The sequence below is a fragment of the Dyella monticola genome, assembly GCF_003363155.1.
Lineage (GTDB): Bacteria > Pseudomonadota > Gammaproteobacteria > Xanthomonadales > Rhodanobacteraceae > Dyella_B > Dyella_B monticola.
In genome coordinates, this window is record NZ_QRBE01000003.1 from 229,236 (window position 1) to 250,687 (window position 21,452).

General features: G+C 60.7%; 20 protein-coding genes. 16 read left to right on the top strand and 4 right to left on the bottom strand.

Annotated features, from left to right (window positions below; translation table 11 throughout):
- Nucleotides 1–21 precede the first annotated feature (21 nt).
- The 3 genes from DWU98_RS07325 to recG all read left to right on the top strand — a co-directional run bounded on the left by DWU98_RS07325 (nt 22) and on the right by recG (nt 3,190).
- A complete protein-coding gene (locus DWU98_RS07325; protein ID WP_115494835.1) occupies nt 22–513 on the top strand; it encodes a GNAT family N-acetyltransferase in 492 nt (163 codons plus the stop codon).
- A gap of 97 nt (nt 514–610) precedes the next feature.
- Entirely contained in the window at nt 611–994 is a 384-nt protein-coding gene (locus tag DWU98_RS07330) for a RidA family protein (protein WP_115494836.1), read from the top strand.
- Nucleotides 995–1,075: 81 nt separating this feature from the next.
- Nucleotides 1,076–3,190, top strand: coding sequence for an ATP-dependent DNA helicase RecG (gene recG / locus DWU98_RS07335; RefSeq protein ID WP_115494838.1), 2,115 nt, complete (start codon nt 1,076–1,078; stop codon nt 3,188–3,190).
- 82 nt (nt 3,191–3,272) lie between these two features.
- On the opposite strand, the gene DWU98_RS07340 is transcribed toward recG, so the two are convergent.
- Nucleotides 3,273–3,752 carry a hypothetical protein gene (locus DWU98_RS07340; RefSeq protein WP_115494840.1) on the bottom strand — a complete coding sequence of 160 codons (480 nt, stop codon included), beginning with the start codon at nt 3,750–3,752 and terminating at the stop codon, nt 3,273–3,275.
- Nucleotides 3,749–4,114 (bottom strand): tlde1 domain-containing protein, encoded by a 366-nt coding sequence (locus tag DWU98_RS07345; protein WP_115495102.1) that lies wholly within the window; start codon nt 4,112–4,114, stop codon nt 3,749–3,751. The genes DWU98_RS07340 and DWU98_RS07345 overlap by 4 nt, the downstream gene beginning before the upstream one ends.
- Before the next feature lie 148 nt (nt 4,115–4,262).
- Between DWU98_RS07345 and DWU98_RS07350 the strand changes: the two genes are divergently transcribed.
- The 3 genes from DWU98_RS07350 to DWU98_RS07360 all read left to right on the top strand — a co-directional run bounded on the left by DWU98_RS07350 (nt 4,263) and on the right by DWU98_RS07360 (nt 7,051).
- Nucleotides 4,263–5,192, top strand: coding sequence for a nucleoside hydrolase (locus DWU98_RS07350; RefSeq protein ID WP_115494842.1), 930 nt, complete (start codon nt 4,263–4,265; stop codon nt 5,190–5,192).
- Nucleotides 5,193–5,273: 81 nt separating this feature from the next.
- Complete coding sequence (locus DWU98_RS07355; protein WP_115494844.1) at nt 5,274–5,519, top strand: type B 50S ribosomal protein L31; 246 nt, start codon at nt 5,274–5,276, stop codon at nt 5,517–5,519.
- 236 nt (nt 5,520–5,755) lie between these two features.
- Entirely contained in the window at nt 5,756–7,051 is a 1,296-nt protein-coding gene (locus DWU98_RS07360) for a citrate synthase (protein WP_115494847.1), read from the top strand.
- A gap of 63 nt (nt 7,052–7,114) precedes the next feature.
- Here the strand turns inward: DWU98_RS07360 and DWU98_RS07365 are convergent, their stop codons facing one another.
- Nucleotides 7,115–7,792, bottom strand: a complete 678-nt coding sequence (locus DWU98_RS07365) for a hypothetical protein (protein ID WP_115494848.1) — start codon at nt 7,790–7,792, stop codon at nt 7,115–7,117.
- 72 nt (nt 7,793–7,864) lie between these two features.
- Entirely contained in the window at nt 7,865–10,396 is a 2,532-nt protein-coding gene (locus DWU98_RS07370; protein ID WP_115494850.1) for a penicillin-binding protein 1A, read from the bottom strand.
- Nucleotides 10,397–10,802: 406 nt separating this feature from the next.
- On the opposite strand from DWU98_RS07370, the gene DWU98_RS07375 reads away from it, so the two are divergent.
- The 10 genes from DWU98_RS07375 to DWU98_RS07420 all read left to right on the top strand — a co-directional run bounded on the left by DWU98_RS07375 (nt 10,803) and on the right by DWU98_RS07420 (nt 21,450).
- A complete protein-coding gene (locus DWU98_RS07375; protein ID WP_115494851.1) occupies nt 10,803–11,861 on the top strand; it encodes a pilus assembly protein PilM in 1,059 nt (352 codons plus the stop codon).
- On the top strand, nt 11,861–12,559 hold the full coding sequence (locus DWU98_RS07380; protein ID WP_115494854.1) for a PilN domain-containing protein: 699 nt from the start codon (nt 11,861–11,863) through the stop codon (nt 12,557–12,559). Before DWU98_RS07375 ends, DWU98_RS07380 begins: the two co-directional genes overlap by 1 nt.
- Complete coding sequence (locus DWU98_RS07385; RefSeq protein WP_115494856.1) at nt 12,559–13,227, top strand: type IV pilus inner membrane component PilO; 669 nt, start codon at nt 12,559–12,561, stop codon at nt 13,225–13,227. The genes DWU98_RS07380 and DWU98_RS07385 overlap by 1 nt, the downstream gene beginning before the upstream one ends.
- A gap of 5 nt (nt 13,228–13,232) precedes the next feature.
- On the top strand, nt 13,233–13,763 hold the full coding sequence (locus tag DWU98_RS07390; protein WP_425480220.1) for a pilus assembly protein PilP: 531 nt from the start codon (nt 13,233–13,235) through the stop codon (nt 13,761–13,763).
- Between the two features lie 55 nt (nt 13,764–13,818).
- Nucleotides 13,819–15,981, top strand: coding sequence for a type IV pilus secretin PilQ (locus DWU98_RS07395; protein ID WP_115494860.1), 2,163 nt, complete (start codon nt 13,819–13,821; stop codon nt 15,979–15,981).
- Nucleotides 15,982–16,106: 125 nt separating this feature from the next.
- A complete protein-coding gene (locus tag DWU98_RS07400) occupies nt 16,107–17,099 on the top strand; it encodes an AAA family ATPase (RefSeq protein ID WP_115494862.1) in 993 nt (330 codons plus the stop codon).
- Nucleotides 17,096–18,025 carry a DUF58 domain-containing protein gene (locus DWU98_RS07405; protein ID WP_115494864.1) on the top strand — a complete coding sequence of 310 codons (930 nt, stop codon included), beginning with the start codon at nt 17,096–17,098 and terminating at the stop codon, nt 18,023–18,025. The genes DWU98_RS07400 and DWU98_RS07405 overlap by 4 nt, the downstream gene beginning before the upstream one ends.
- Nucleotides 18,022–18,525 (top strand): DUF4381 family protein, encoded by a 504-nt coding sequence (locus DWU98_RS07410; protein WP_115494866.1) that lies wholly within the window; start codon nt 18,022–18,024, stop codon nt 18,523–18,525. Before DWU98_RS07405 ends, DWU98_RS07410 begins: the two co-directional genes overlap by 4 nt.
- Entirely contained in the window at nt 18,518–19,495 is a 978-nt protein-coding gene (locus DWU98_RS07415; RefSeq protein ID WP_115494868.1) for a VWA domain-containing protein, read from the top strand. The genes DWU98_RS07410 and DWU98_RS07415 overlap by 8 nt, the downstream gene beginning before the upstream one ends.
- On the top strand, nt 19,492–21,450 hold the full coding sequence (locus tag DWU98_RS07420) for a tetratricopeptide repeat protein (protein ID WP_115494871.1): 1,959 nt from the start codon (nt 19,492–19,494) through the stop codon (nt 21,448–21,450). Before DWU98_RS07415 ends, DWU98_RS07420 begins: the two co-directional genes overlap by 4 nt.
- The last annotated feature ends 2 nt before the right edge of the window (nt 21,451–21,452 follow it).

Consider the following 21,452-nt stretch of genomic DNA (forward strand, 5'->3'; position numbering starts at 1 on the left):
ATCTAGGGTAAGGACACAATCATGTATGACATAGCATGGGTCAGCGAGGCAGACCTCGACGGTATCACCACGCTGCTGCAGAACAACGCACCGTCACGTGGAGGTGCGCTGACCGGCGAGTTTCCACGCGACAAGGTTGTGCTCATGACGCAGGGTGATGCGCGGGTCATCGTGGCGCATCGAGAGGGCAACGTCGTCGGCGTCTTGTTCAGTTCTTCAAAACGCAACGTGTCTGCGCCGTCGGTTCGAGCGATGCTCGATGCGTGGCCCGGCAGCGACGATGCCTACATCTACGGCCCGGCGTGCATCGCCGACACCGAGCGCGGCCAAGGTCTACTGGCGAAGCTGTATACGGTCTTGCGGGATTACTATCCAAATCGCGAGGCGGTGCTTTTCATTCGCGCCGACAATGTCGCGTCCATCCGTGCGCACGAGCGTTTGGGCATGCATGAGGTCTCTCGTTTCCTCTTCGAGGGGTTCTGCTATCTGATATTTAGCGATCGTGCGGTCTGAGCGCTACGAACGAAACCTGAGGCCAATCGCATAGATCTCAAATGATCGTTTACCATCGTGCCTTGCTGCAGCAGGCAGCTTCCAAGGTAACGCCGACATGCCCACAACCATTATTTCTACCGACCGCGCTCCGGGTGCCATTGGTCCTTATTCCCAAGCCGTGCGCGCCGGCAACACCGTGTATTTCTCCGGCCAGATTCCGCTGGACCCGGCAACCGGCAAGCTGGTCGAAGGCGATATCGCGGCACAGACGCGTCGCGTTTTTGACAACCTGACGGCGGTGGCCGAGGCGGCTGGCGGTTCGCTGGCCAAGTTCGTGCGCGTCGGCATCTATGTGACCGACCTGGCCAATTTTGCGACGGTCAACCAGGTGATGGCCGACTACTTCCAGGCGCCATTTCCTGCGCGCTCGACGATCGAAGTGTCGGGATTGCCCAAGGGCGCACAGGTGGAAGTGGATGCTGTAATGGTGCTGGACTGATCGGCGGGCACGCGGGCGGCTGACATCTCTTGTCGGCAGTCTCACCCGCTTGCGCCGGCGTAGTCGACCAGGCTTGCATCAATGGCCGCTCCGAAAACTCAATCTCTGACTGCGACGCGTGACGACCCGGGCAAGTTGCCCGTCTCCGCGCTCGTGGGCGTGGGGCCGGCCTTGGTCGAGGCACTTGCGCGCCTGGGGCTTCATAGCGTGCAGGATCTATGGTTCCACCTGCCATTGCGTTATGAGGACCGTACGCACCTCACGCCGTTGGCGGATCTTCGCCCAGGTATGCGAGCGCAGGTAGTGGGTACGGTGGAAGCGGTGGAAAAAGGTTTTCGCTACCGCCCGCAACTAAAGGTGGCGATCGGCGATGGTGTGATGGAGACGCTGTTGCTGCGTTTCTTCCATTTCAACCGTGCGCAAGCCGAACAACTTCGTGTTGGCATACGTCTGCTCTGCTACGGCGAGGTACGCCAAGGGTCGGGCAGCCTGGAAATGGTGCATCCGCAATATCGGCGTTTGGCGGACGATGCGTCGGTCGAGCTCGACGAGCGTCTCTCGCCGGTTTATCCCACCACCGAAGGGCTGGGACAGAAGCGGTTGGGCACTGTCATCGCCAAGGCGTTGCAGCAACTTCCGGACGACGCGCAACTGGAGCTGATTCCGCCACCACTGTGCGCGAAATTCGGGCTTACGTCGTTGCGCGAGGCGTTGCTATATGTACATCGCCCGCCGCCGGATGCGCGCATGGATCAACTGATCCAAGGTCGTCACCCTGCACAGCAGCGCCTGGCATTCGAAGAACTGCTCACCCAGCACATGAGTCTCAAACGCCTGCGTGCAGCAGTGCGTGAACGACGCGCTCCCGTGTTGGGTGATGACGGCGTGCTGCGGCAACGCTGGCTGGAGGCGTTGCCTTTTCAACTCACGGGCGCGCAACAGCGCGTGATCAAGGATGTTGCCACGGATATCGCGCAACCACGTCCCATGCTTCGCCTCGTGCAGGGCGACGTGGGGTCTGGCAAAACGGCCGTGGCATGTGCAGCGGCGCTGGCTGCAGTGGAAGCAGGGCGCCAGGTTGCGCTGATGGCACCCACGGAGCTTCTGGCGGAGCAGCATCTTCGCAACTTTCGTCATTGGTTGGATCCTTTGGGGATTCACGTCGAATGGCTGGCCGGTAAGCAGCAAGGCAAAGCGCGCCAGCAGGCCATGCGTCGCGTGTTGGAAGGTGCACCGGTGGTGATCGGCACGCATGCCTTGATGCAGGAGGGTGTGGAGTTCGCGCGCCTTGGGCTGGTGATCGTGGATGAGCAGCATCGCTTTGGCGTGCAGCAACGTCTGGCGCTGCGTGATAAGGGTCTGGAAGGTGAGCTTGTGCCGCATCAATTGGTACTTACGGCGACACCAATTCCGCGCACGCTGGCGATGAGTGCTTACGCCGATCTGGATATCTCTGCCATCGACGAACTGCCACCGGGCCGCACGCCGGTGCAAACCGTAGCGATTTCAAACGCGCGCCGCAGCGAAGTCATCGACCGCATACGCGCTGCCTGCACGGAAGGCCGTCAGGCGTATTGGGTCTGCACACTGATCGAAGAATCCGAACAACTGCGCGCCCAAGCTGCCGAGGCCGCACACGCCGAACTCACGCACGCGCTGGCCGATTGTCGTGTTGGCCTGATCCACGGACGCATGAAGCCCAAGGAAAAGCAGGCCATCATGGATGCGTTCAAGGCCGGCGAGTTATCCGTGCTGGTTGCTACCACGGTGATCGAAGTGGGCGTCGACGTACCCAATGCCAGCCTGATGGTCATCGAAAACAGCGAGCGCCTCGGTCTCGCGCAACTGCATCAGCTACGTGGTCGCGTAGGACGTGGCGCCATCGCTTCCAATTGCGTCCTGCTTTATCAACCGCCGCTGGGACAGCTTGCGCGTGAGCGCTTGCAGGTGATGCGCGAAACCAACGACGGTTTTCGCATCGCCGAAAAAGATCTGCAGTTGCGCGGCCCGGGCGAAGTGCTCGGCACGCGCCAGACTGGCCAATTGAGTTTTCGCATGGCCGATCTGTCACGCGATGCGCATCTCTTGCCGGCGGTACAGCAGGTCGGCGAGCAAATGCTCGATCGTCATCCCGAGCGGGCCGCACGCTTGATCGATCGCTGGATTGGCGGTGCCGCGCGCTATGTTGGCGCATAGGAGCCTGGATGCCCCGTGTAGCATGAGAGGCAGTCCCTTCCTGTGGATTATGAGTGGCTACCTACTTCGGACGAAACCGTCGTTAGGACTTGCTCAACGCTTCGAGGCAGCGTGACTGTATTTTTGTATCGACACCTTTGGCGGATGCGACGGCTCTTAAAGCTTTGACTTTATAGTCTTTCGGTACTTCTTCGATGAAGGGGATGCCGCAAACGCGCGATATCGCCAGGATGTGGCGATCACCTTCGACCGGATCAACGATCTTCAGCACCACGGATGGATTTCTTGGCAATGCATAGGCAAGGGCAATAACCAAGCCTTCTGCGTTAGCGCCATCTGCGCCCAGGGCTAGCTTCGGTGCAAGCGCGACCCAATCAGCGTTGCCGCCCTCGATTTTGTCGAAAAGCTGTTCGGAGGCCTGATCATCCAGAGACGCGAAGAAATGCCCCGCTCCTTCTCGCTCAATGGCGGCTGCCACTTGAACGGGAGTTGTTATAGGTTGGGCTGCCAATGTGATCGCCGGCAGGCTAAGCGCGATCCCCAGCAAGAAGTACTTTGTCATGGCACCACCTTCAGTTGGCGATCTCCACTCGTCCAAACCTTCTCGCGAATAATTCTGTCCATGATTATGCAGTCGTTCGACGCAGAGCCTGGATGCCTTGTGCTGTCTCCATGCAGAAAAAAAGCATCTCGACCCAAAGTTCGTGTACCCGGCTCGGGAGTGAGTGACATGGCAAAATTTCCAACGTGGTCGGAACGATGCGGAGAACCGATCGTGTAGTAACCCTCAGGAATTGTGCCGGCGTCACGAACCGTTTGCATGGGGAAATTGTTCTTGCCTGCGCCATATCCCGAGTATCCGTGGCCGACGATGTGCTCGTTATGAGTCAGGGTTCCGGTGGTCTGGCTATACGTCCAAGTCATTTGAAAGTCCTTGCTGACATCGTTGCGGGTGACGACGCTAAAATGTCGGCGCGGTATCCTAAATAAGGCAATGACCGTGAAATGAGTAAGAGAGACCGCGCCTTGTGCTCTTTTTTTCCCCAACTAGCATCTTTATCCATTTGTGCGCATGACTAAGCCCCAACTCCTGATCGACACCGACCCGGGCGTGGACGATGCCCTTGCCATCCTCATGGCGCACGCGCACGCCGATGTGCTCGGCTTGAACATCGCGGCCGGCAATGTCGGTCTTGCACACACTGTGCGCAATGCGCGCACGCTGGTGGACTTATTGGGCGCGTCGACGCCGGTCTTTGCGGGGTGTGCGTCACCGCTGGTGCGCTTGCCGGAGGAAGATGCGGCATTCGTGCACGGTCGCGATGGAATGGGTGACGTCGGATTTCCGGAGCCAGTTGTTGGCGCTACCGATGAACACGCCGCGCTGGCTCTGCTACGCCTCACACGCGAGCGCCCGGGTCAAATCACGCTGGTGGCGCTGGCGCCGCTCACCAATATTGCATTGGCGCTTAAGCTGGATCCTTCGTTGCCAACGCGCGTGAAGCGCCTCGTGGTGATGGGTGGTGCCGTTACAGGCCATGGCAACACCGGTCGCGTACCGGCGGAATTCAATGTCGGGTTCGATCCTGAGGCGGCACACGTCGTGTTCGAAGGCTTTCCCCACTTCGATCTGGTGGACTGGGAACTCACCTTGCGCCATGCCTTCGATGAGGCGGAATTCGATCAATGGCTAACGGCCGGCGACCATCGTGCCGACTTCTTCGGGCGAGTGTTTCAGGTGGCGCGCCAGAGCAACCGCCGCAGCGGCCGAAAGGGCATCATTGCCGCCGACGCCCTGGCCATGGCCGTGGCCATCGACCCTACCGTGGTGAGGCGCAGCGAGCAGCGTCACGTGGGCGTCGAGCTGGATGGCCGTCTCACGCGCGGCGCAACCGTGGTGGACTGGGCGCATCGGCTGAGGCTGCCGGCGCAGGCCAACGTGGTGCTGGAGCTGGATCAGGCCAAGTTCGGCGCCATGGTGCAGCGGGCCTTAGGGGCCTAGCGGCAGGCAGTCCTGTGGCTTGACCAAGCCTTTGAGTGGCCGATACAATACCGCTCTTTTCACGCACGCTTTGAGTCCGTCATGAAGCCCGATATCCATCCGAATTACCGTCAGGTGGTGTTCCAGGATCTCTCGTCCGAGTTCGCGTTTCTGACGCGTTCGACGATTGCCGCCAAGGAAACCATCAAGTGGGAAGACGGCAACGAGTACCCACTGATCAAGGTGGATATCTCCAGCCATTCGCACCCGTTCTACACCGGCAAGCAGAAGGTCCTGGACGCCGGTGGTCGCGTGGACAAGTTCCGCCGCCGGTACGCGCAGAAATAATTGCCCGAAACCCGTCGTCCGCGGCGGGTTTACGAATTCCGCACAAGGCAGGCCTCGCGCCTGCCTTGCTTTTTTTGTGTCTGTCAATCCGACCATGCGCTGTCGGATCGTTTTGATGGTGATGTGCGATAATGGATCGGTTGCATCGGCGCTTCCCCACGTCGATGCGTCTTTCCCTCACCGGCTGGTGCCGTTTTGCGGTCGCCCCGGTGGCGACCCATGCGTAGGAGGTTTCTGTGTCCGATTCCAAATCCGTCAAGCTGGTTGATGAGTCCAACGGCCGTAACAGTGAGCTCCCTTTGCTCACCGGCACGCTTGGCCCCGCCTGCATCGACATTGCCCCCTTGTATAAGGACACCGGGCATTTCACCTACGATCCCGGTTTCGGTAGCACCGCTAGCACCAAGAGCGCCATCACTTACATCGACGGCGATCAGGGCGTGCTGATGTATCGCGGATATCCGATCGAGCAGCTGGCTGAGAAGTCCAGCTTTGTCGAGGTGGCTTATCTGCTGCTGCATGGCGAACTGCCGAACAAGACCCAGTTCTCCGCCTTCGAAAACGAGATCACGCATCACACGATGATGCACGAGTCGCACAAGAATTTTTTCCAGGGCTTCCATCACGATGCTCATCCGATGGCCATGCTGGCCGCATCGGTCGCGTCGCTGTCGGCGTTCTATCACGATGATCTGAATGTCGATAATCCGGAAGACCGCAAGCTTGCCGCGATCCGGCTGATCGCCAAAATGCCCACCATCGCTGCGGCCTGCTATCGCTATTCGATCGGTTGGCCGTTCCGTTATCCGCGTAACAATCTCGAGTATGTCACGCGCTTCCTGCACATGATGTTCGAGGTGCCGAGCGAACCACTGGAACTGAGCCCGGTGTGTGCAAAGGCGTTGGATCTGTTGTTCATCCTGCACGCCGATCACGAGCAGAATGCGTCCACGTCCACCGTGCGCCTGGTTGGCTCCACCGGCGCCAATCCGTACGCATCCATTGCTGCCGGTATCACGGCGCTGTGGGGGCCCGCACATGGCGGTGCGAACGAAGCCGTGCTCAAGATGCTTGAGGAGATCGGTTCACCCGACAATGTCGAAACCGCTGTCAAGCGTGCCAAGGACAAGAACGATAACTTCCGCCTGATGGGCTTCGGCCATCGCGTGTACAAGAACTTCGATCCGCGCGCGAAGATCATCCGCGAGATGTGCCACAAGGTGCTGGCGGAGATGGGCGTCAACGATCCGCTGCTCGACGTGGCCATGAAGCTGGAAGAGGCGGCGCTCAAGGACGATTACTTTGTCGAGCGCAAGTTGTATCCGAACGTCGACTTCTACTCGGGCATCATCTACAAGGCGCTGGGCATCCCCACCGAAATGTTCACCGTGATGTTCGCCATCGCGCGTACTGCGGGTTGGATCGCGCATTGGATCGAGCAGCACGAAACGCCAGGTTCGCGTATCGGCCGTCCGCGCCAGCTCTATGTCGGCGCCGCCCAGCGCGATTATGCGAGCATCGACAAGCGCTAAGCAAAGAGGTCTAGCCGTCCATATAAAAAACGCCCGGCTTGCCCGGGCGTTTTTTTATGCCGCTTATTTAAGTGCGGCGCCTAGTTTGCGTTCGAACTCATCGTGCTCGTCGCTGTCCTCGGTCAGCATGATTTCCACCGACGCCAACGATACGCGCCGCATGGGCTTCTCATCCACGCGGTCCAGGGGCGCTTGCCTGAGCGCATTATGCGGAAGTACGGTGATGTCGAACGGCAGATTGTCCGCGGCGAATAGCAGTACGGGGTACTCCACCTGTTCGTCGCGACTGATGCGCAGGCGGCGTGTTTGCGTTTCGTACGGCACGCCATGCTCGCGCAGATAGATGCCGACGGCTTCTGGATCGTCGCTGAAAACATGCAGGCAAACGGCTGAATGCGCATCGGCTGTGCCTTCCAGCACCGCGCCGACCAGTCGAGGTTCGAAGCTTTCCAGGAAGCGCATTGCTTCGATCGCGGCCTCGCGGCGTTCTCTGAGCAGTTTGGGTTGGCTTTCTGATTGAAACAGGCGTTGATGTTCGCGTAAGGCCTGTTCGATTTCGTGGTTGCGGGGAAGCGCCTGTTCGTCCTGGACGCCGAGTCGTTCGGCGGCTTTGCGTTTGGCGCGCTGGAAGTCGCGGATGCCGTGTTCGCTCATCAGGCGCGCCGCCTCTTGGGCGACGCGTAACCGGCTGCGTTGCACACGGTCTTGCGCGTGGATGCGATGGTGTTCGCCTCGTGCCATGCTGCGACCCTCGTATCGTTGTGTGCGGTAAGGGTGCTCTCGTTGAGAGCACCTTCAGACTACCGGAAAACCTCAGAAGATGTCGTTAGTCTGTTGTTGATCTTGGTTTTGTTGTTGTTGCAGAGCCTGGTTATGCAATCGGTCGATGTCTTCCACCTTGAAGATTTCCTGCATGGCGTTAGGGTCGTCCGCCGAGGTGGGCAGGCCAGTGTCGCGATTGATGAGCGTGGTGGTGATGCCGGGTGGCATGGGCAGGCTCTTTTCGGGGGCACCCTTGAGCGCGTCGCCCATATAGTCGATCCAGATCGGCAGCGCGGCCTTGGCGCCGAATTCACCCTTGCCCAACGAGCTGAAATCGTCGAAACCCACCCATACGGCCGTCGCAAGGTCGCCGTTGAAACCTACGAACCAGGCGTCGCGGTGGTCGTTGGTCGAGCCCGTCTTGCCGGCCAGGTCCTGACGATTGAGCGCCTTTGCTGCATACCCGGTACCCATCGGGGACTGGATGACATCCTTCATCAGTGAGGTAATGAGGTAGTCATTACGGATGTCGATGACGTGCGGCGCCAATACCGGTGGTGCCTTGCCGCTGTTGTGCACGTCGGCCGGCAATGCCGTTTCGCCCGCCATCGCCACGCTGGCGGCAGGTGCGGGGGCATTTGAAGAACTTGCTGACACGCCATTGGTCAGCATGTTCGCCGGCGGCGGCGCGGGTGGCGTGTTCTGCAGCAATCGTTCCGAACAGTCGGCACAGGCGCGCGCGGGATTGGCGACATACACCGGCTTGCCGTCGCGATCATCGATCTCGCTGATGAAGTACGGCGTGACCAAGTAACCACCATTGGCGAACACGGAAAAACCACGCGCCATGCTCAGCGGAGACACCGAAGCTGTGCCCAGTGCCATCGACAGGTTGTTCGGCAATGCATCGAGCGGGAAGCCGAAGCGTGTAACGTAATCGCGCGCATAACGTATGCCGATGGAGTCGAGCAAACGTACCGAAACCAGGTTCTTCGACTCGATCAATGCCTCACGCAGACGCATGGGGCCGGCGAACTTGTTGTCGTCGTTGCTGGGCGTCCACAAGCCGTTCGGCTGCGAGGGGTCGGGTAGCGCAATGGGCGCGTCGTTGATGATCGAGGCCGGCGTGTAACCACGCTCGAAGGCGGCCGAATAGATGAACGGCTTGAAGCTCGAACCCGGCTGACGTGCCGCCATCACTGCACGGTTGAATTTGCTGCGCTGGAAGTTGAAGCCACCCACCAACGACTGGATAGCCCCGTCTTCGGGATTGAGCGACACCATCGCAGCCTGTGCTTTCGGGATCTGCGTGAGCTGCCAGGCACCCTTGTCGTCCTGGATCACGCGGATGATGTCACCGGGTTTGAGCACGCTATCGACCTTGGTCGGTGCGGGGCCGGTGTGGTTTTCGTTGATGTAGGGACGTGCCCAATCCATGGCTTTGAGGTCGAGCTTGACGACCTGCTTGCTCGGCAGGAACACCGAGGCCTCCGTGGGCGAGGAGGCAATGACCAGCCCGGGCGTGAGGCCCGCCACGTCCATATAGCTGGACAGCAGACTGCTGTAATCGGTATCGCTGGCACCGGGCGGCAGTTCTTCATGCGCTTCGGGGCCACGCCAGCCGTGGCGGTGGTCGTAGATGGAAAGCCCGTCGCGCACGGCGGCAACCGCCTCTTGCTGACGGGTGCTGATGACGGTGGTCCTTACGACGTAGCCCTCGGTGAGGGCGTCGTTGCCGAGGCGGTCCAGCGCTTGCAATCGCGCCATTTCGGCCAGGTAGGGGGCGTCCACCTGGATCGGTTGCTCGTGCGGCGCCGCATCGTCTGGGGCGTTGATCGCCTGCGCGTACTGCGCCTGGTTGATGTATTTGTGTTCCAGCATCTGGCCCAGCACCCAGTTGCGGCGGGCGATCAGGCGCGACGTATTGGTCAGCGGATTGACCGCCGAAGGGAGCTGGAAGGTGGAGGCGATGGCCGCACACTGGGCAATCGTGAGCTGGTCCAGCCGTCGGCCGTAGTAATACTCCGCCGCGGCCGCCACCCCGTAGGAGCGATGGCCGAGGAACATCTTATTGAGGTAGAGCTCAAGGATCTGGTCCTTGGTGAGCTCGTTTTCCATGCGCAAGGCGATGAACATCTCGATCAGCTTGCGGGAGTAGAGCTTTTCCGGGCTCAGGAAGAAGTTGCGGGCGACCTGCTGGGTAATGGTCGAGCCGCCCTGGGTCTTATTGCCGCCGGAGGCCACCACATGCAGGCCGGCGCGCAACACGCCGCGCCAATCCACCCCGGGGTGGGTATAGAAGTCGGCATCCTCGGCCGAGAGCACGGCATGCTTGACCATGTCCGGCACCTGGTCGATGGAGACCGGGACGCGGCGCGTTTCCCCGAAGGTTGCAATCAATTTGCCGTCCGCACTCACTACCCTGAGGGGTACCTGCATGTGGTAGTCCTTCAAGATGTCTACAGAAGGAATGCGGGGGGAAACCAGCCAATAGGCCACCCCGATGGCTGCGGTAATCAGCAGAAGTCCGCTGAAACCCAGGATCAGCAGCCAGCGCAGGAAGGCTTTCAAGAATCGCGTCATGAGGTTAGGGGTGCTCTTCTTATTTGATGGGGCGTTAGCGGGCTAGGGGCGTCGGCAGGCCAGGGGGCCGCCAGGACGAGAGGCGGGAGGGGTGTGCGGGCAGGGCGGCCCCAGCGCTGGGATGGTAGTGGCGAGTTTATGTCCGTATTGGTACAGAGCATCCCATAGCGAGACTTAAGTCAAAACAGGTCAAAGTATAGATGTAGCAGTATGTGCGGCATCAGCAACGGGTTAGCAAAACCTTAATCGCGGAACGGGGCGGGTTGGTCTAAATGTGCAGACCATCACGCCAAAAGTCTCGAAGAAGTTCGCGTAGGCCGTTGCTATTGCGTTAATTTTTCGATCTAATGACCCGGCAATCCTGCCAGTATCTGGCGGAAGCGCCAGGGGTCAAGGGGGAATCGTCGTGGGGCTCTTTACACCCAAGAAGCCGCCGCTCGTGGGCGTCGACATCAGTTCGACGGCCGTCAAGCTGCTGCAGCTCAGCCAGACCGGAGGCCGCTATCGCGTTGAGCATTACGCGATCGAGCCGCTACCCCCTAATGCCGTCGTCGAAAAGAACATCGTCGAAGTCGAGGCGGTGGGCGAAGCCGTGCGCAGGGCGCTTGCGCGTTCGGGCGCAAAGATCAAGCACGCGGCGGCAGCAGTGGCCGGTTCGGCAGTGATCACGCGCATCGTGCCGATGGCGGCGGAACTCTCCGACGACGATCTTGAAAGCCAGATTCAGGTCGAAGCCAATCAATACATTCCGTATCCGATCGATGAAGTGAGCCTCGATTTCGAGGTGCTCGGCCCGGTGCGTGACAATCCCGAAATGAACAATGTGTTGTTGGCCGCGTCGCGCACGGAAAACGTGGATATGCGCGTAGCGGCATTGGACCTGGGCGGCCTTACCGCACAAGTGATCGACGTCGAAGCCTTCGCCATGGAGAACGCATTCACGTTGATCGCCGATCAATTGAACGTTGGGCGCGATGCACTGGTGGCAGTGGTCGATATCGGCGCGACCATGACCACGCTGTCGGTGTTGAAGAACCAGCGCACCATTTATTCGCGCGAACAGGTGTTCGGTGGCAAGCAGCTCACCGACGAAATCATGCGGCGCTATGGCCTCTCGTATGAGGAAGCCGGCCGCGCCAAGCGCAAGGGTGGTCTGCCCGACTCCTATGAGACCGAGGCGCTGCAACCCTTCAAGGAATCGCTGGTGCAGCAGATCAGTCGCCTGCTGCAATTCTTCTATGCAGGCAGCGAGTTCAGCAAAGTGGATCAGGTGGTGCTGGCAGGTGGCTGCGCGTCCATCGATGGCATCAGCGCGATGCTGGAAGAGCAACTCGGTCTGCCATGTGTGGTGGCCAATCCGCTGGCGCGCATGTCGCTTTCCAATCGCGTGCAGGCGCAGTCACTGACGCAGGATGCGCCGGCGCTGATGATCGCGGTCGGGCTCGCCATGAGGAGTTCAGACTGATGGCACACATCAATCTACTCCCCTGGCGTGCCGAGCGCCGCAAGATTCGTCAACGCGAGTTCTTCATGCAGCTGGGCGTGGTCGCCCTGGCTGCCATCGGCGTCCTCGTCGTATGGTGGTTGTGGATGGACTTGCGCATCGACAACCAGAACGATCGCAATGCCTATCTGAAAGACCAGATCAAGTTGGTCGATACACGGCTCGCAAAGATCCAGGATCTGGAAAAGGTCCGTGCGCAGTTGCTGGCGCGTAAGCAGATCATTGAGCAACTGCAAGCCAATCGTTCGCAGATGGTGCACTTGTTCGATGAACTGGTGAAAACCATTCCGGGCAGCGTGCGCCTGACGTCCATCAAGCAAGCCGGTGACCAGATGGTGCTGGACGGCGTGGCGCAATCCAACGCCAGCGTTGCAGAGTACATGCGCAATATCGAAGCATCGCCGTGGATGGGGCAGACCGACCTCAGCAAGACTGAGCACAGCCACGATGCATCGCGTATGCCCTATACCTTCGGCCTGACCGTGGCGCTCGCCAAACCCAAGGATGACGGCACAGGGGCTTCGTCCAGCGATACCCCGGCGTTATCGAGCACCAGCGCCTTGGCGCCACAAGCCAAGGCGAGCCTGACGACACCCCCCGCAACGGCGCCTACGCCGGCCAAGCCAGGCATCACGCCAGCTAAGGGAGGGGCGAAGTAATGAAACTCTTCGACGATCTGCGCAATCTCGACCGCAACAACATCGGCGGCTGGCCGAAGTCAGTCAAGACGTTTTTCACGGTGTTGCTGTTCCTGGTGATCATGCTCGTGGGCTGGTACATCGTTATCAGCGATCAGCAGGACACGCTGCAAAACCTCGCTGGTCAGGAAACGAAGCTCAAGCAGGAGTTCTCCGATAAGCAGGCCAAATCGGTCAACTTGGAAGCCCTGCAGCAGCAGCTGGATGAAATGAAGGACATGCTGCGCCAGTTGCTGCGTCAGCTACCCAGCAAGACCGAAATGCCTGAACTGTTGGTGGACGTTTCGCAGACGGCTCTTTCGGCCGGCCTTCAGCAGGAACTGTTCCAGCCTGGCACGGAAGTTCCGAAGGACTTCTACGCGGAGAAGCCAATCCAGCTCAAGATGATCGGCACTTACCATCAGTTCGGCGCCTTCATCAGTGGCGTGGCTTCGTTACCGCGCGTGGTGATTCTGACCATGCATGACGTTTCGCTAACCCCGCTCAATCCTGCGGGCAAGGGTGCCGAACCCGCGGCCAACCAGCTGCTGGTGCTGCAGGGAACGGTCAAGACCTACCGCTATCTCGATGATTCCGAAACCAGTGAGGCGAAAAACAGCAAGGTGAAGAAGCCCGGGGGGCGGAAATGAGAGCCATGATCGCCATGCGGCCCGTCCGCCTGATCAAGCTGTGCTTGCTGATCGCTACCGCGCTTGTGCTGGCTGGTTGTACACGCGGCATGTCGGACCTGCGTGACTGGGTGGCGCAGGAAAAAGCCAAGCGCGGCGCGCCGATTCCCCCGCTGCCGGTCATCAAGACCTTCGAAACCTTCAGTTATAGCGACCAGGACAAGCGCGATCCCTTCAGTCCTAGCGAGGACGAGTTGAACCAAGGCAACGGCCCGCGGCCGGATGCGGGTCGCCCGCGCGAGCCGCTCGAGGCCTTTTCGCTGGACAGCCTGAGGATGGTTGGCACGATCGGTGCTGGTTCGAACATAGAAGCATTGGTCAAGGATCCCGGTGGCGTGATCCATCGCGTGCACGTTAACGAATACATGGGCCAGAACTACGGCCGCGTCACCGCCATCAGTGGTGATCACGTCGACCTGGTCGAATTGGTTTCCAACGGCAATGGCGGCTGGGCGGAACGTCCGGCCAGCATCGCGCTCGAAGCGCAGGCGAAATAGGAATACAGGGGCTGATGCAATGACTAATTCCATCCAAACAGTCCGGAGTCGCGCCATGCGCCTGGCCAGCCGTTGCCTGATCACCTTCATGGTGCTGGGTGCCGCCTTGTGGGCGAGCGCTGCCCTGGCGACCAGCACGCTGCAAGACATCACCTATAAGACGCTGCCAGGTGGTCGCGTCCAGCTGCGCATGAGCTTCGACAGCAGCCAGGTCCCGCAGCCGAACATCTTCACGACCGAAAATCCACCACGCATTGCGATCGATTTTCCAGACACGGCCAACGATGCGGCGCGCCACCAGGATATCGGTGTCGGCACGACTTCAGGCGTGTCGGCAGTGTCGGCCGGTGGACGCACGCGCGTCGTTGTCGAGCTGATGCAGTCCTCGTCGTATAAATCAAGCGTGGAAGGCAATAGCCTGGTCCTGGTCGTCAACAACGGAACGGTGACGCAACCGGTGACCACGGCCGCCACGATCGATCCCTCCAAGGCGTTGCCTTCGGCCTTGAACGGACCGGCCATTACGAATATCGATTTCCAGCGCGGCGCTAACGGCTCGGGTCGTGTGGTGATCAACTTCAGCGGTTCGGGCGCTAATGCGAACATGCATCGCCAGGGCGATACCCTGGCCGTGGACGTCAGCAACGCCCAACTGCCCGTGAGCCAGGCGCAGCGCTTGAACGTATTGGACTTTGCCACACCGGTGCAGTCGATCTCGCCGAAGTCCACGCCTAATGGGGCGCACATCGACATCACGTTCAGTGGCGATGTTGAAGCGTCCTCTTATCAGACGGGCAGCCAGTACGTTGTCGAAGTGACGCCCAAAAAGCAGGAGTCGAAGAACACCAACCCCGGCTCCGACGCGCAGCCGGTGTACACGGGCAACCGGGTGACCTTCAACTTCCAGGACATCCCGGTGCGTTCGGTGCTGCAATTGCTGGCCGATTACTCCGGCGTTAACATGGTGGCCTCCGACACGGTGGGCGGCAGCATCACGTTGCGCCTGAACAATGTGCCTTGGGATCAGGCGCTCGACGTGATCCTGCGTGCCAAGGATCTGGACAAGCGCCGCGATGGCAACGTGATCTGGATCGCTCCGCAGAAGGAATTGGCCGATTACGAGCAGAGTGTTGCCGATGCGCGCTTCAAGGCGCAGGACAATGCGCCGCTCGTCACTACTTACATTCCGATCAGCTACGGTAAGGCGCAAGACATCGCCAAGTTGCTCACGACGGGGAGCATGCAGAGCGTAGCCGGGGGTGCCGGCGGCAGTGGTACCGCGAGTCAGCACCGAGGTTTCTTGTCCCCCCGCGGCAGTGTCACGTTCGATCTACGCACCAACACCCTGCTCATTAACGACACAGCCGAAAAGACGGCCGAGATACGTTCGATCGTTGCGCAGTTGGATCGCCCCGTACAGCAGGTACTGATCGAATCGCGCATCGTGATCGCGACCGACGACTTTGAGCGCGATCTGGGCGTTCAATGGGGCGTGAACGGCAACCGCACCAATCCCAGCGGCCAGGTTTTGCAAGTCGGCAGCGCTTTGGGTAGCACACAAGGCAACAACGGCTCGTCAGCCACTCTGGGCTCGGGCGGTTTGAACGTAAACTTGCCGGCGAGCCCCACCACCGGCACCGCATCGCAACTCGCCGCCGCCATCCTCGGCAAGAACTACGCCTTGGATCTGGAGCTCTCCGCGGCACAAACCGAAGGCCGCAGCCAGCTCGTTTCCAGCCCGCGCGTCATCACCGCCAACCAACAGGAAGCGGATATCCGCCAAGGTCAGGAAATCGGCTATGTGACGTTCCAGAACACCAGCGGCGGCTCGGGCACGAGCGGCACGGCGACGGTCGCGTTCAAGGATGCGGTGCTCGAACTGAAGGTCACGCCGACGATCACCGCCGACAATCGCGTCTACCTCGCGATCAACGTGAACAAGGATTCGCTGGACCATTACATCAACGTCACCGGCAGCGGCCAGGTACCGGTTATCGACACGCGTTCACTCAATACGTCGGTGTTGGTGGATGACGGCCAGACCGTCGTGCTTGGCGGCATCTACGAAGTGACCAAGACCGACAGCGTCGCCAAGGTGCCGGGCTTGGGCGACATCCCGGTCCTGGGGTATCTGTTCCGCAGCACGCAGCACATCAACGACAAGGACGAATTGCTAATCTTCGTCACCCCGCGCATCCTCAGCGATAGCCTGCAATAAGCGCGGATCGGTGTTAAAAAAGGGGCGGCCCGCAAGCCGCCCCTTTTGCGTTGCGAGGCCACATCCGCGCAAACTTTCCTACGCAGCTGTGGTCTCAACCCCACCCAGCAGTACAGGATTCTCGGATGGATATGCCCCAAGTCCCCACGCCCGGGCGTCTGCAACAAGCGTTTTCCCGTCTCCGCGATGACCTGCGGCAACACATCATCGGCCAGCCGCGGCTCATCGATTGCCTCTTGATCGCCTTGCTGGCCGATGGCCATCTTCTGGTGGAAGGTGCGCCCGGCCTGGCGAAGACCACGGCCGTCAAGGCACTGGCGACTCGCATCGAGGCGGATTTTCACAGAGTGCAATTCACGCCGGACTTGCTGCCCGCCGACCTTACCGGCACCGACATCTTTCGCCCGCAGGCGGGCACTTTCGAATTCGAACGCGGCCCGCTGTTTCACAACATAGTGCTGGCCGATGAAATCAACCGCGCGCCGGCGAAAGTACAGTCGGCGCTGCTGGAAGCCATGGCGGAGCGGCAGATTACCGTGGGGCGCAACACGTGGCGCTTGCCAGAGTTGTTCATGGTGATGGCAACGCAGAACCCGATCGAACAAGAAGGCACGTTTGCACTGCCGGAGGCACAACTGGACCGCTTCGTCATGCATGTCACGATCGGCTACCCGGATGCCGCGGCAGAACTCGCCATCCTGCGCCTCGCGCGTGAGCAGGCAGGCAAGCCCGCGCTCGCAGCTTCCATGGTAGCGTCCGTATCGCAGGAAGACGTATTTGCCGCGCGCGAAGAGGTGTTGCGCGTGCACATGGCATCCGCGCTGGAGCAATACCTCACGCAGCTCGTGCTTGCGACGCGTGACGCCGGGCGTTACGGCCCAGAGTTGAAGCGCTGGATTGCCTGGGGCGTCAGCCCCCGCGCTACCATCGCGCTGGATCGCTGCGCACGCGCACACGCCTGGCTGAGCGGCCGCGACTTCGCGTTGCCCGAAGACGTGCATGCGATCGTCTACGAGGTGCTGCGCCATCGCGTGCTGCTCAGTTACGAGGCCGAGGCCGAAGGCATTCGCAGCGATAAAGTCGTCAGTCGTTTGCTGGATCTCGTTCCGTTGCCGTGAACGCCGTCGTTGATAATCCGTCCGATGGCGATGGCCGCGTTAGTGTCTCGCTGGCCGAACTCATCGCCTTGCGCGCACGTGTGGCGCGACTGCGCGTGCCACCGCAAGACAGCCGCGCTACACGCGTAGGTACGCAAACGAGCCGTTTATATGGCCGTGGCATGGACTACGCCGAGTCGCGTGCCTATCAACCTGGCGATGACGTACGTCGCCTGGACTGGCGCTTGACCGCACGCATCGGCCGGCTTCACACCAAGCTCTTTCAGGAAGAACGCGAAGGTCAATTGCTGATCCTGCTTGATCGTCATGCGACCATGCATTTTGGTACACGGGTGCGCTTCAAATCGGTACAAGCAGCACGCGTGGCCGCCACCGCAGCCTGGTATGCCACCAAGGCGGGTGAACGAGTTGGCTTGATGACCTTCGGCGAAAGCGAGTATCTGCAACGCCCCCGTGGCGGTGTACGCGGCGCCCTGGATGTATGCGGTGCGTTGGCACGCAGTGAGGTGGGTCGCGCGCAGAATCGATCGCTTTCGTATGCACTTGGGCAAGTTGCGAAGCTGCAGCATGGCGCCAACCGCGTTCTATTGATCAGTGATGGGCAAAGTTGCGACGACGCGGCGCGGCTTCGACTTCCACAATTGATGCGGCACACCGCTGTGCGCATCCTGATTGTTGCCGACGTGCTCGAGCTGCAACCGGTGCCAGCCGGCAACTACCCCATCGAACACGATGGCGAGCGTCGCCACATGACATTGCAATCTAAGCCGCAGCGCGAGGCATTTCAGCAAAGCCTGGGCGCCGGACAGACTCGGCTCGCAGCCATGGCGGCCTCGCTGGGCATTCCGTGGCATACCATCGATACCGCTGCCGATCCTATCGATGCGGTCGCATCCCTCTTGCGCAATGGGGGAGGTCATCGATGAAAGGGCAGTTTCCACAATCGTCGGCCGACCTGCCACTGCGCGATATTCATCTTCCGCCCCCGCCGTCATGGTGGCCGCCTGCGCCGGGTTGGTGGATGCTGTTTGCGCTTGTCTGCATAGCCTGCATCATCGGCTTTGTCATTTATCGGCGTATGCGACGCGCGCGGATGTGGCGAGCGCGAATCATGAGCGAAGTGCGGTCATTGGCGACGCGTCATGTCGACGACGATGCTGCCTACGCTGCCGCGCTGCATCAGCTTCTGCGTCGCGCCGCATTGCGCTACGCGTCCGATGCACACCATTTGCAAGGTGAGCCGTGGCGGTGCGTACTGGCACAGGTACCTGTCGACGCGACTACGCTCGATGTGCTGATGACACTTGAGGCACGCATGTATCAGCCGCACGCGCCGTTCGATCGGGATGCAGCCGGGCACGCCGTGCATCAGTGGCTGCACGCCGCATGGCGGCGCGTAAAGCCGGTGGAGTTTGGGCATGCCTGAATTTGCGTGGCCATGGATATTTGTGCTGTTGCCGCTGCCGTGGTTGATCTGGCGTGTGTGGAAGCCGGTGTCACCAGGGCAAGCGCTGCGTCTGCCGCATGCGTCCTTGTCGTGGGGCCTGGGTGAACACGTTTCACCGCGCAACGCGGCCCCTTGGTTGCTGGCGTTGGGTTGGCTGAGTTTGCTCGTCGCCGGGGCGAGACCACAAATCGTAGGGCCGCCGCAAGCGCAGACACGCAGTGGCCGCGCCATGATGCTGGCCGTCGATCTGTCCGGCAGCATGGAGACGCCGGACATGGTGCTGGGTGGGCAGCAGCTCAGTCGTTTCGGTGCCGTGGAAGCGATCGCAAACGACTTCATTTCCCGGCGCAGCGGCGATGAGCTTGGCCTGGTCTTATTTGGCACCCATGCGTTTCTCGTCACGCCGCTTACATACGATCTCAATGCGGTGCGCGCGCAATTGCAGGGTGCGGCAGTGGGATTGCCCGGCACGCAAACCGCCATCGGCGATGCGATCGCCATTGCGGTGAAACGGCTGGCGGCGTTGCCACAGCAGGCGCGCGTGCTGATCCTGCTCACTGATGGGGTTAACAATTCCGGCAGCATTTCGCCACGGGACGCGGCGCGTGCCGCCAAAGCCGCAGGCGTGCGCGTCTATACCATCGGGATTGGCGCCACACGCATGACGGTGCCTGGTCTGTTCGGTGACAGCGTGATCAACCCGTCGGCCGATCTCGACGCAGACATGCTCACCTATATCGCTCATGAAACCGGGGGCCAGTTCTATCGCGCTACCGACGGCAATCAGCTTGCCGATGCCTATCGTGCCATCGATGCACTGGAGCCGATGCCGCAGCAGGGTCCCACGTTCCGTCCGCGGCATGACCTGTTCCGCGTGCCGCTTGCGGTGGCGGGCGTGTGTCTGCTGTTTGGTTTGCTGTGGCCGCGTTTGAAAGGGGCGAGCGCGTGAGCGAAGCCCTGCATCAGTTTCATTTTCTCCAGCCTATGTGGTTGTTGGGATTGCTGGCGTTGCCGTTGTTGATCTGGTTTGGCGCACGCAGTGATGCGTCGCACCGTGCCCTCAGCCGACTGGCCGACCCAGAACTGTTGCCACATCTGGTGAGCGGTACATCGCAACGCACGCGGCTACCGTCGGCATTGCTCGCTGTGGGATGGACGCTGGGTGTTCTCGCGCTGGCAGGCCCTAGCTGGAGCCGCATGGCCGAACCGATGTTTGCCGACCGCGCGGCGCAGGTTGTCGCGATGTCGCTATCGAGCCACATGTTGGCGCGCGATGTACCGCCAAGCCGTATCGAGCGTGCACGGTACAAGGCACGCGATCTATTGCAGGCCAATCACGACGGCTTGAACGGTCTGATCGGTTATGCCGGACAATCCTTTGTGGTGGCGCCGTTGACCGGCGACGCCCACAGCCTCGATACCTTGCTCGATGCCATGTCACCCGATGTCATGCCTGTCGACGGCGACAACGCCGCGCAAGCCATCGAACAGGGTGTCACCCTGATCCATGGTGCCAAGCTGAGCACCGGCGCAATCGTATTGATCACCGACGATGCCGACGACGCTGCTCAGGCTGCGGCCCGTTCGGCCCGAGCGTCCGGTGTGCACGTTTCGGTGCTGGGCATCGGCACGTCGCAAGGCGCACCCGTGCAACTGGCAGACGGCAGTTTCGCGCACGATGATCAGGGCAACATGATTGTTGCTCGTCGCAACGATCTAAACCTGCATGCACTCGCAGAGGCTGGCGGTGGTCGTTATCTCCCTATGACGGAAAATGGCGATGACGTGGCCGCGTTGCACGCTACCTTGCGTACACCCGGGCATGCATCGCTGGCACAAGGCCAGGAAAACGACGTGTGGCAGGATCGCGGCCCGTGGTTATTGCTGCCCTTGCTGCTGATCGTCGCCATGGCGTTTCGGCGCGGATGGGTTTTACTGTTGCCGCTGGTGCTGCTACCGCTGTTGCCGACGACAGCCAAAGCGTCGGGCTGGCAAGACTGGTGGCTTCGCCCGGACCAACAGGCAGCAAGCGCCTTGCAGCAAGGAAACGCCGCCAAAGCACAGCAGCTTGCCGAGGATCCAGCATGGCGCGGCGCGGCGGCATATCGCGCCAAGGATTACGCCGCAGCCGTGCAGGCGCTGGAACACGCCAACAATGCGGAGACGCAATACAACCTCGGCAATGCGCTTGCCAGGCTTGGCCGGTACCCGGAGGCGATCAAGGCCTACGATCGCGCGCTGCAAGTCAATCCGCACAATGAGGATGCGCGCACCAACCGCAGGCTTGTCCAAGAGGCCATGCGCCAACCTCCGAAAAACAAGTCCTCGTCGCAGCAGCAGTCGGGCAGTCAGAGCGGACAGAAGAATCCCAGTGGCCAGAACGGCCAATCCTCAGGGCAGTCGCAAAGCGGCCAGTCTGGGCAATCTGGCCAGCCACAACAGGGTCAGCAAGGCGATCAAAATAAAAACGATGCAGGCCAGAGTGGGCAAGATCAAAACGCTTCGGCGAGCAAACAGGGTACACAAAATCAGAATGCGCAGAACGCCGCGTCAGGTCGCGATCAACAACAACCGCGGCAGGACGCTAGTCACGCATCCAGCCAGGATGCTTCCAACCAGACACCTGCGCCGACGTCCAGCAACGAGCGGGAACAGGCAGAAAAAGCCCAACAAGGTTTGCAGTCGCAGTTGAATCAGGCACTGGCCAAAAAAGAACAGACAACGGCTGCGACGCCCACCCACGAGCTGGGCGCCATCGACAGCGATGATCCGCTGTCAAAACTGCCCAACGACGTGCGCCAGGATCTGCAACGCGTACCCGATGATCCAGGTGCGTTGCTGCGTAAGAAGTTTGAATTGGAATACCGCGAGCGCATGGGCGCGCAGCCGGTGGGAGGAAATTGAGC

What these genes read in the sequence shown, in the direction of transcription:
- DWU98_RS07400 (WP_115494862.1), top strand. Translation starts at nt 16,107, where the DNA reads ATGGATATGCCCCAAGTCCCCACGCCCGGGCGTCTGCAACAAGCGTTT.
- DWU98_RS07345 (WP_115495102.1), bottom strand. Translation starts at nt 4,114, where the DNA reads ATGACTTGGACGTATAGCCAGACCACCGGAACCCTGACTCATAACGAG.
- DWU98_RS07355 (WP_115494844.1), top strand. Translation starts at nt 5,274, where the DNA reads ATGAAGCCCGATATCCATCCGAATTACCGTCAGGTGGTGTTCCAGGAT.
- DWU98_RS07340 (WP_115494840.1), bottom strand. Translation starts at nt 3,752, where the DNA reads ATGACAAAGTACTTCTTGCTGGGGATCGCGCTTAGCCTGCCGGCGATC.
- DWU98_RS07350 (WP_115494842.1), top strand. Translation starts at nt 4,263, where the DNA reads ATGACTAAGCCCCAACTCCTGATCGACACCGACCCGGGCGTGGACGAT.
- DWU98_RS07410 (WP_115494866.1), top strand. Translation starts at nt 18,022, where the DNA reads ATGAAAGGGCAGTTTCCACAATCGTCGGCCGACCTGCCACTGCGCGAT.
- DWU98_RS07415 (WP_115494868.1), top strand. Translation starts at nt 18,518, where the DNA reads ATGCCTGAATTTGCGTGGCCATGGATATTTGTGCTGTTGCCGCTGCCG.
- DWU98_RS07385 (WP_115494856.1), top strand. Translation starts at nt 12,559, where the DNA reads ATGAAACTCTTCGACGATCTGCGCAATCTCGACCGCAACAACATCGGC.
- DWU98_RS07380 (WP_115494854.1), top strand. Translation starts at nt 11,861, where the DNA reads ATGGCACACATCAATCTACTCCCCTGGCGTGCCGAGCGCCGCAAGATT.
- DWU98_RS07325 (WP_115494835.1), top strand. Translation starts at nt 22, where the DNA reads ATGTATGACATAGCATGGGTCAGCGAGGCAGACCTCGACGGTATCACC.
- DWU98_RS07330 (WP_115494836.1), top strand. Translation starts at nt 611, where the DNA reads ATGCCCACAACCATTATTTCTACCGACCGCGCTCCGGGTGCCATTGGT.
- DWU98_RS07370 (WP_115494850.1), bottom strand. Translation starts at nt 10,396, where the DNA reads ATGACGCGATTCTTGAAAGCCTTCCTGCGCTGGCTGCTGATCCTGGGT.
- recG (WP_115494838.1), top strand. Translation starts at nt 1,076, where the DNA reads ATGGCCGCTCCGAAAACTCAATCTCTGACTGCGACGCGTGACGACCCG.
- DWU98_RS07395 (WP_115494860.1), top strand. Translation starts at nt 13,819, where the DNA reads ATGCGCCTGGCCAGCCGTTGCCTGATCACCTTCATGGTGCTGGGTGCC.
- DWU98_RS07390 (WP_425480220.1), top strand. Translation starts at nt 13,233, where the DNA reads ATGATCGCCATGCGGCCCGTCCGCCTGATCAAGCTGTGCTTGCTGATC.
- DWU98_RS07365 (WP_115494848.1), bottom strand. Translation starts at nt 7,792, where the DNA reads ATGGCACGAGGCGAACACCATCGCATCCACGCGCAAGACCGTGTGCAA.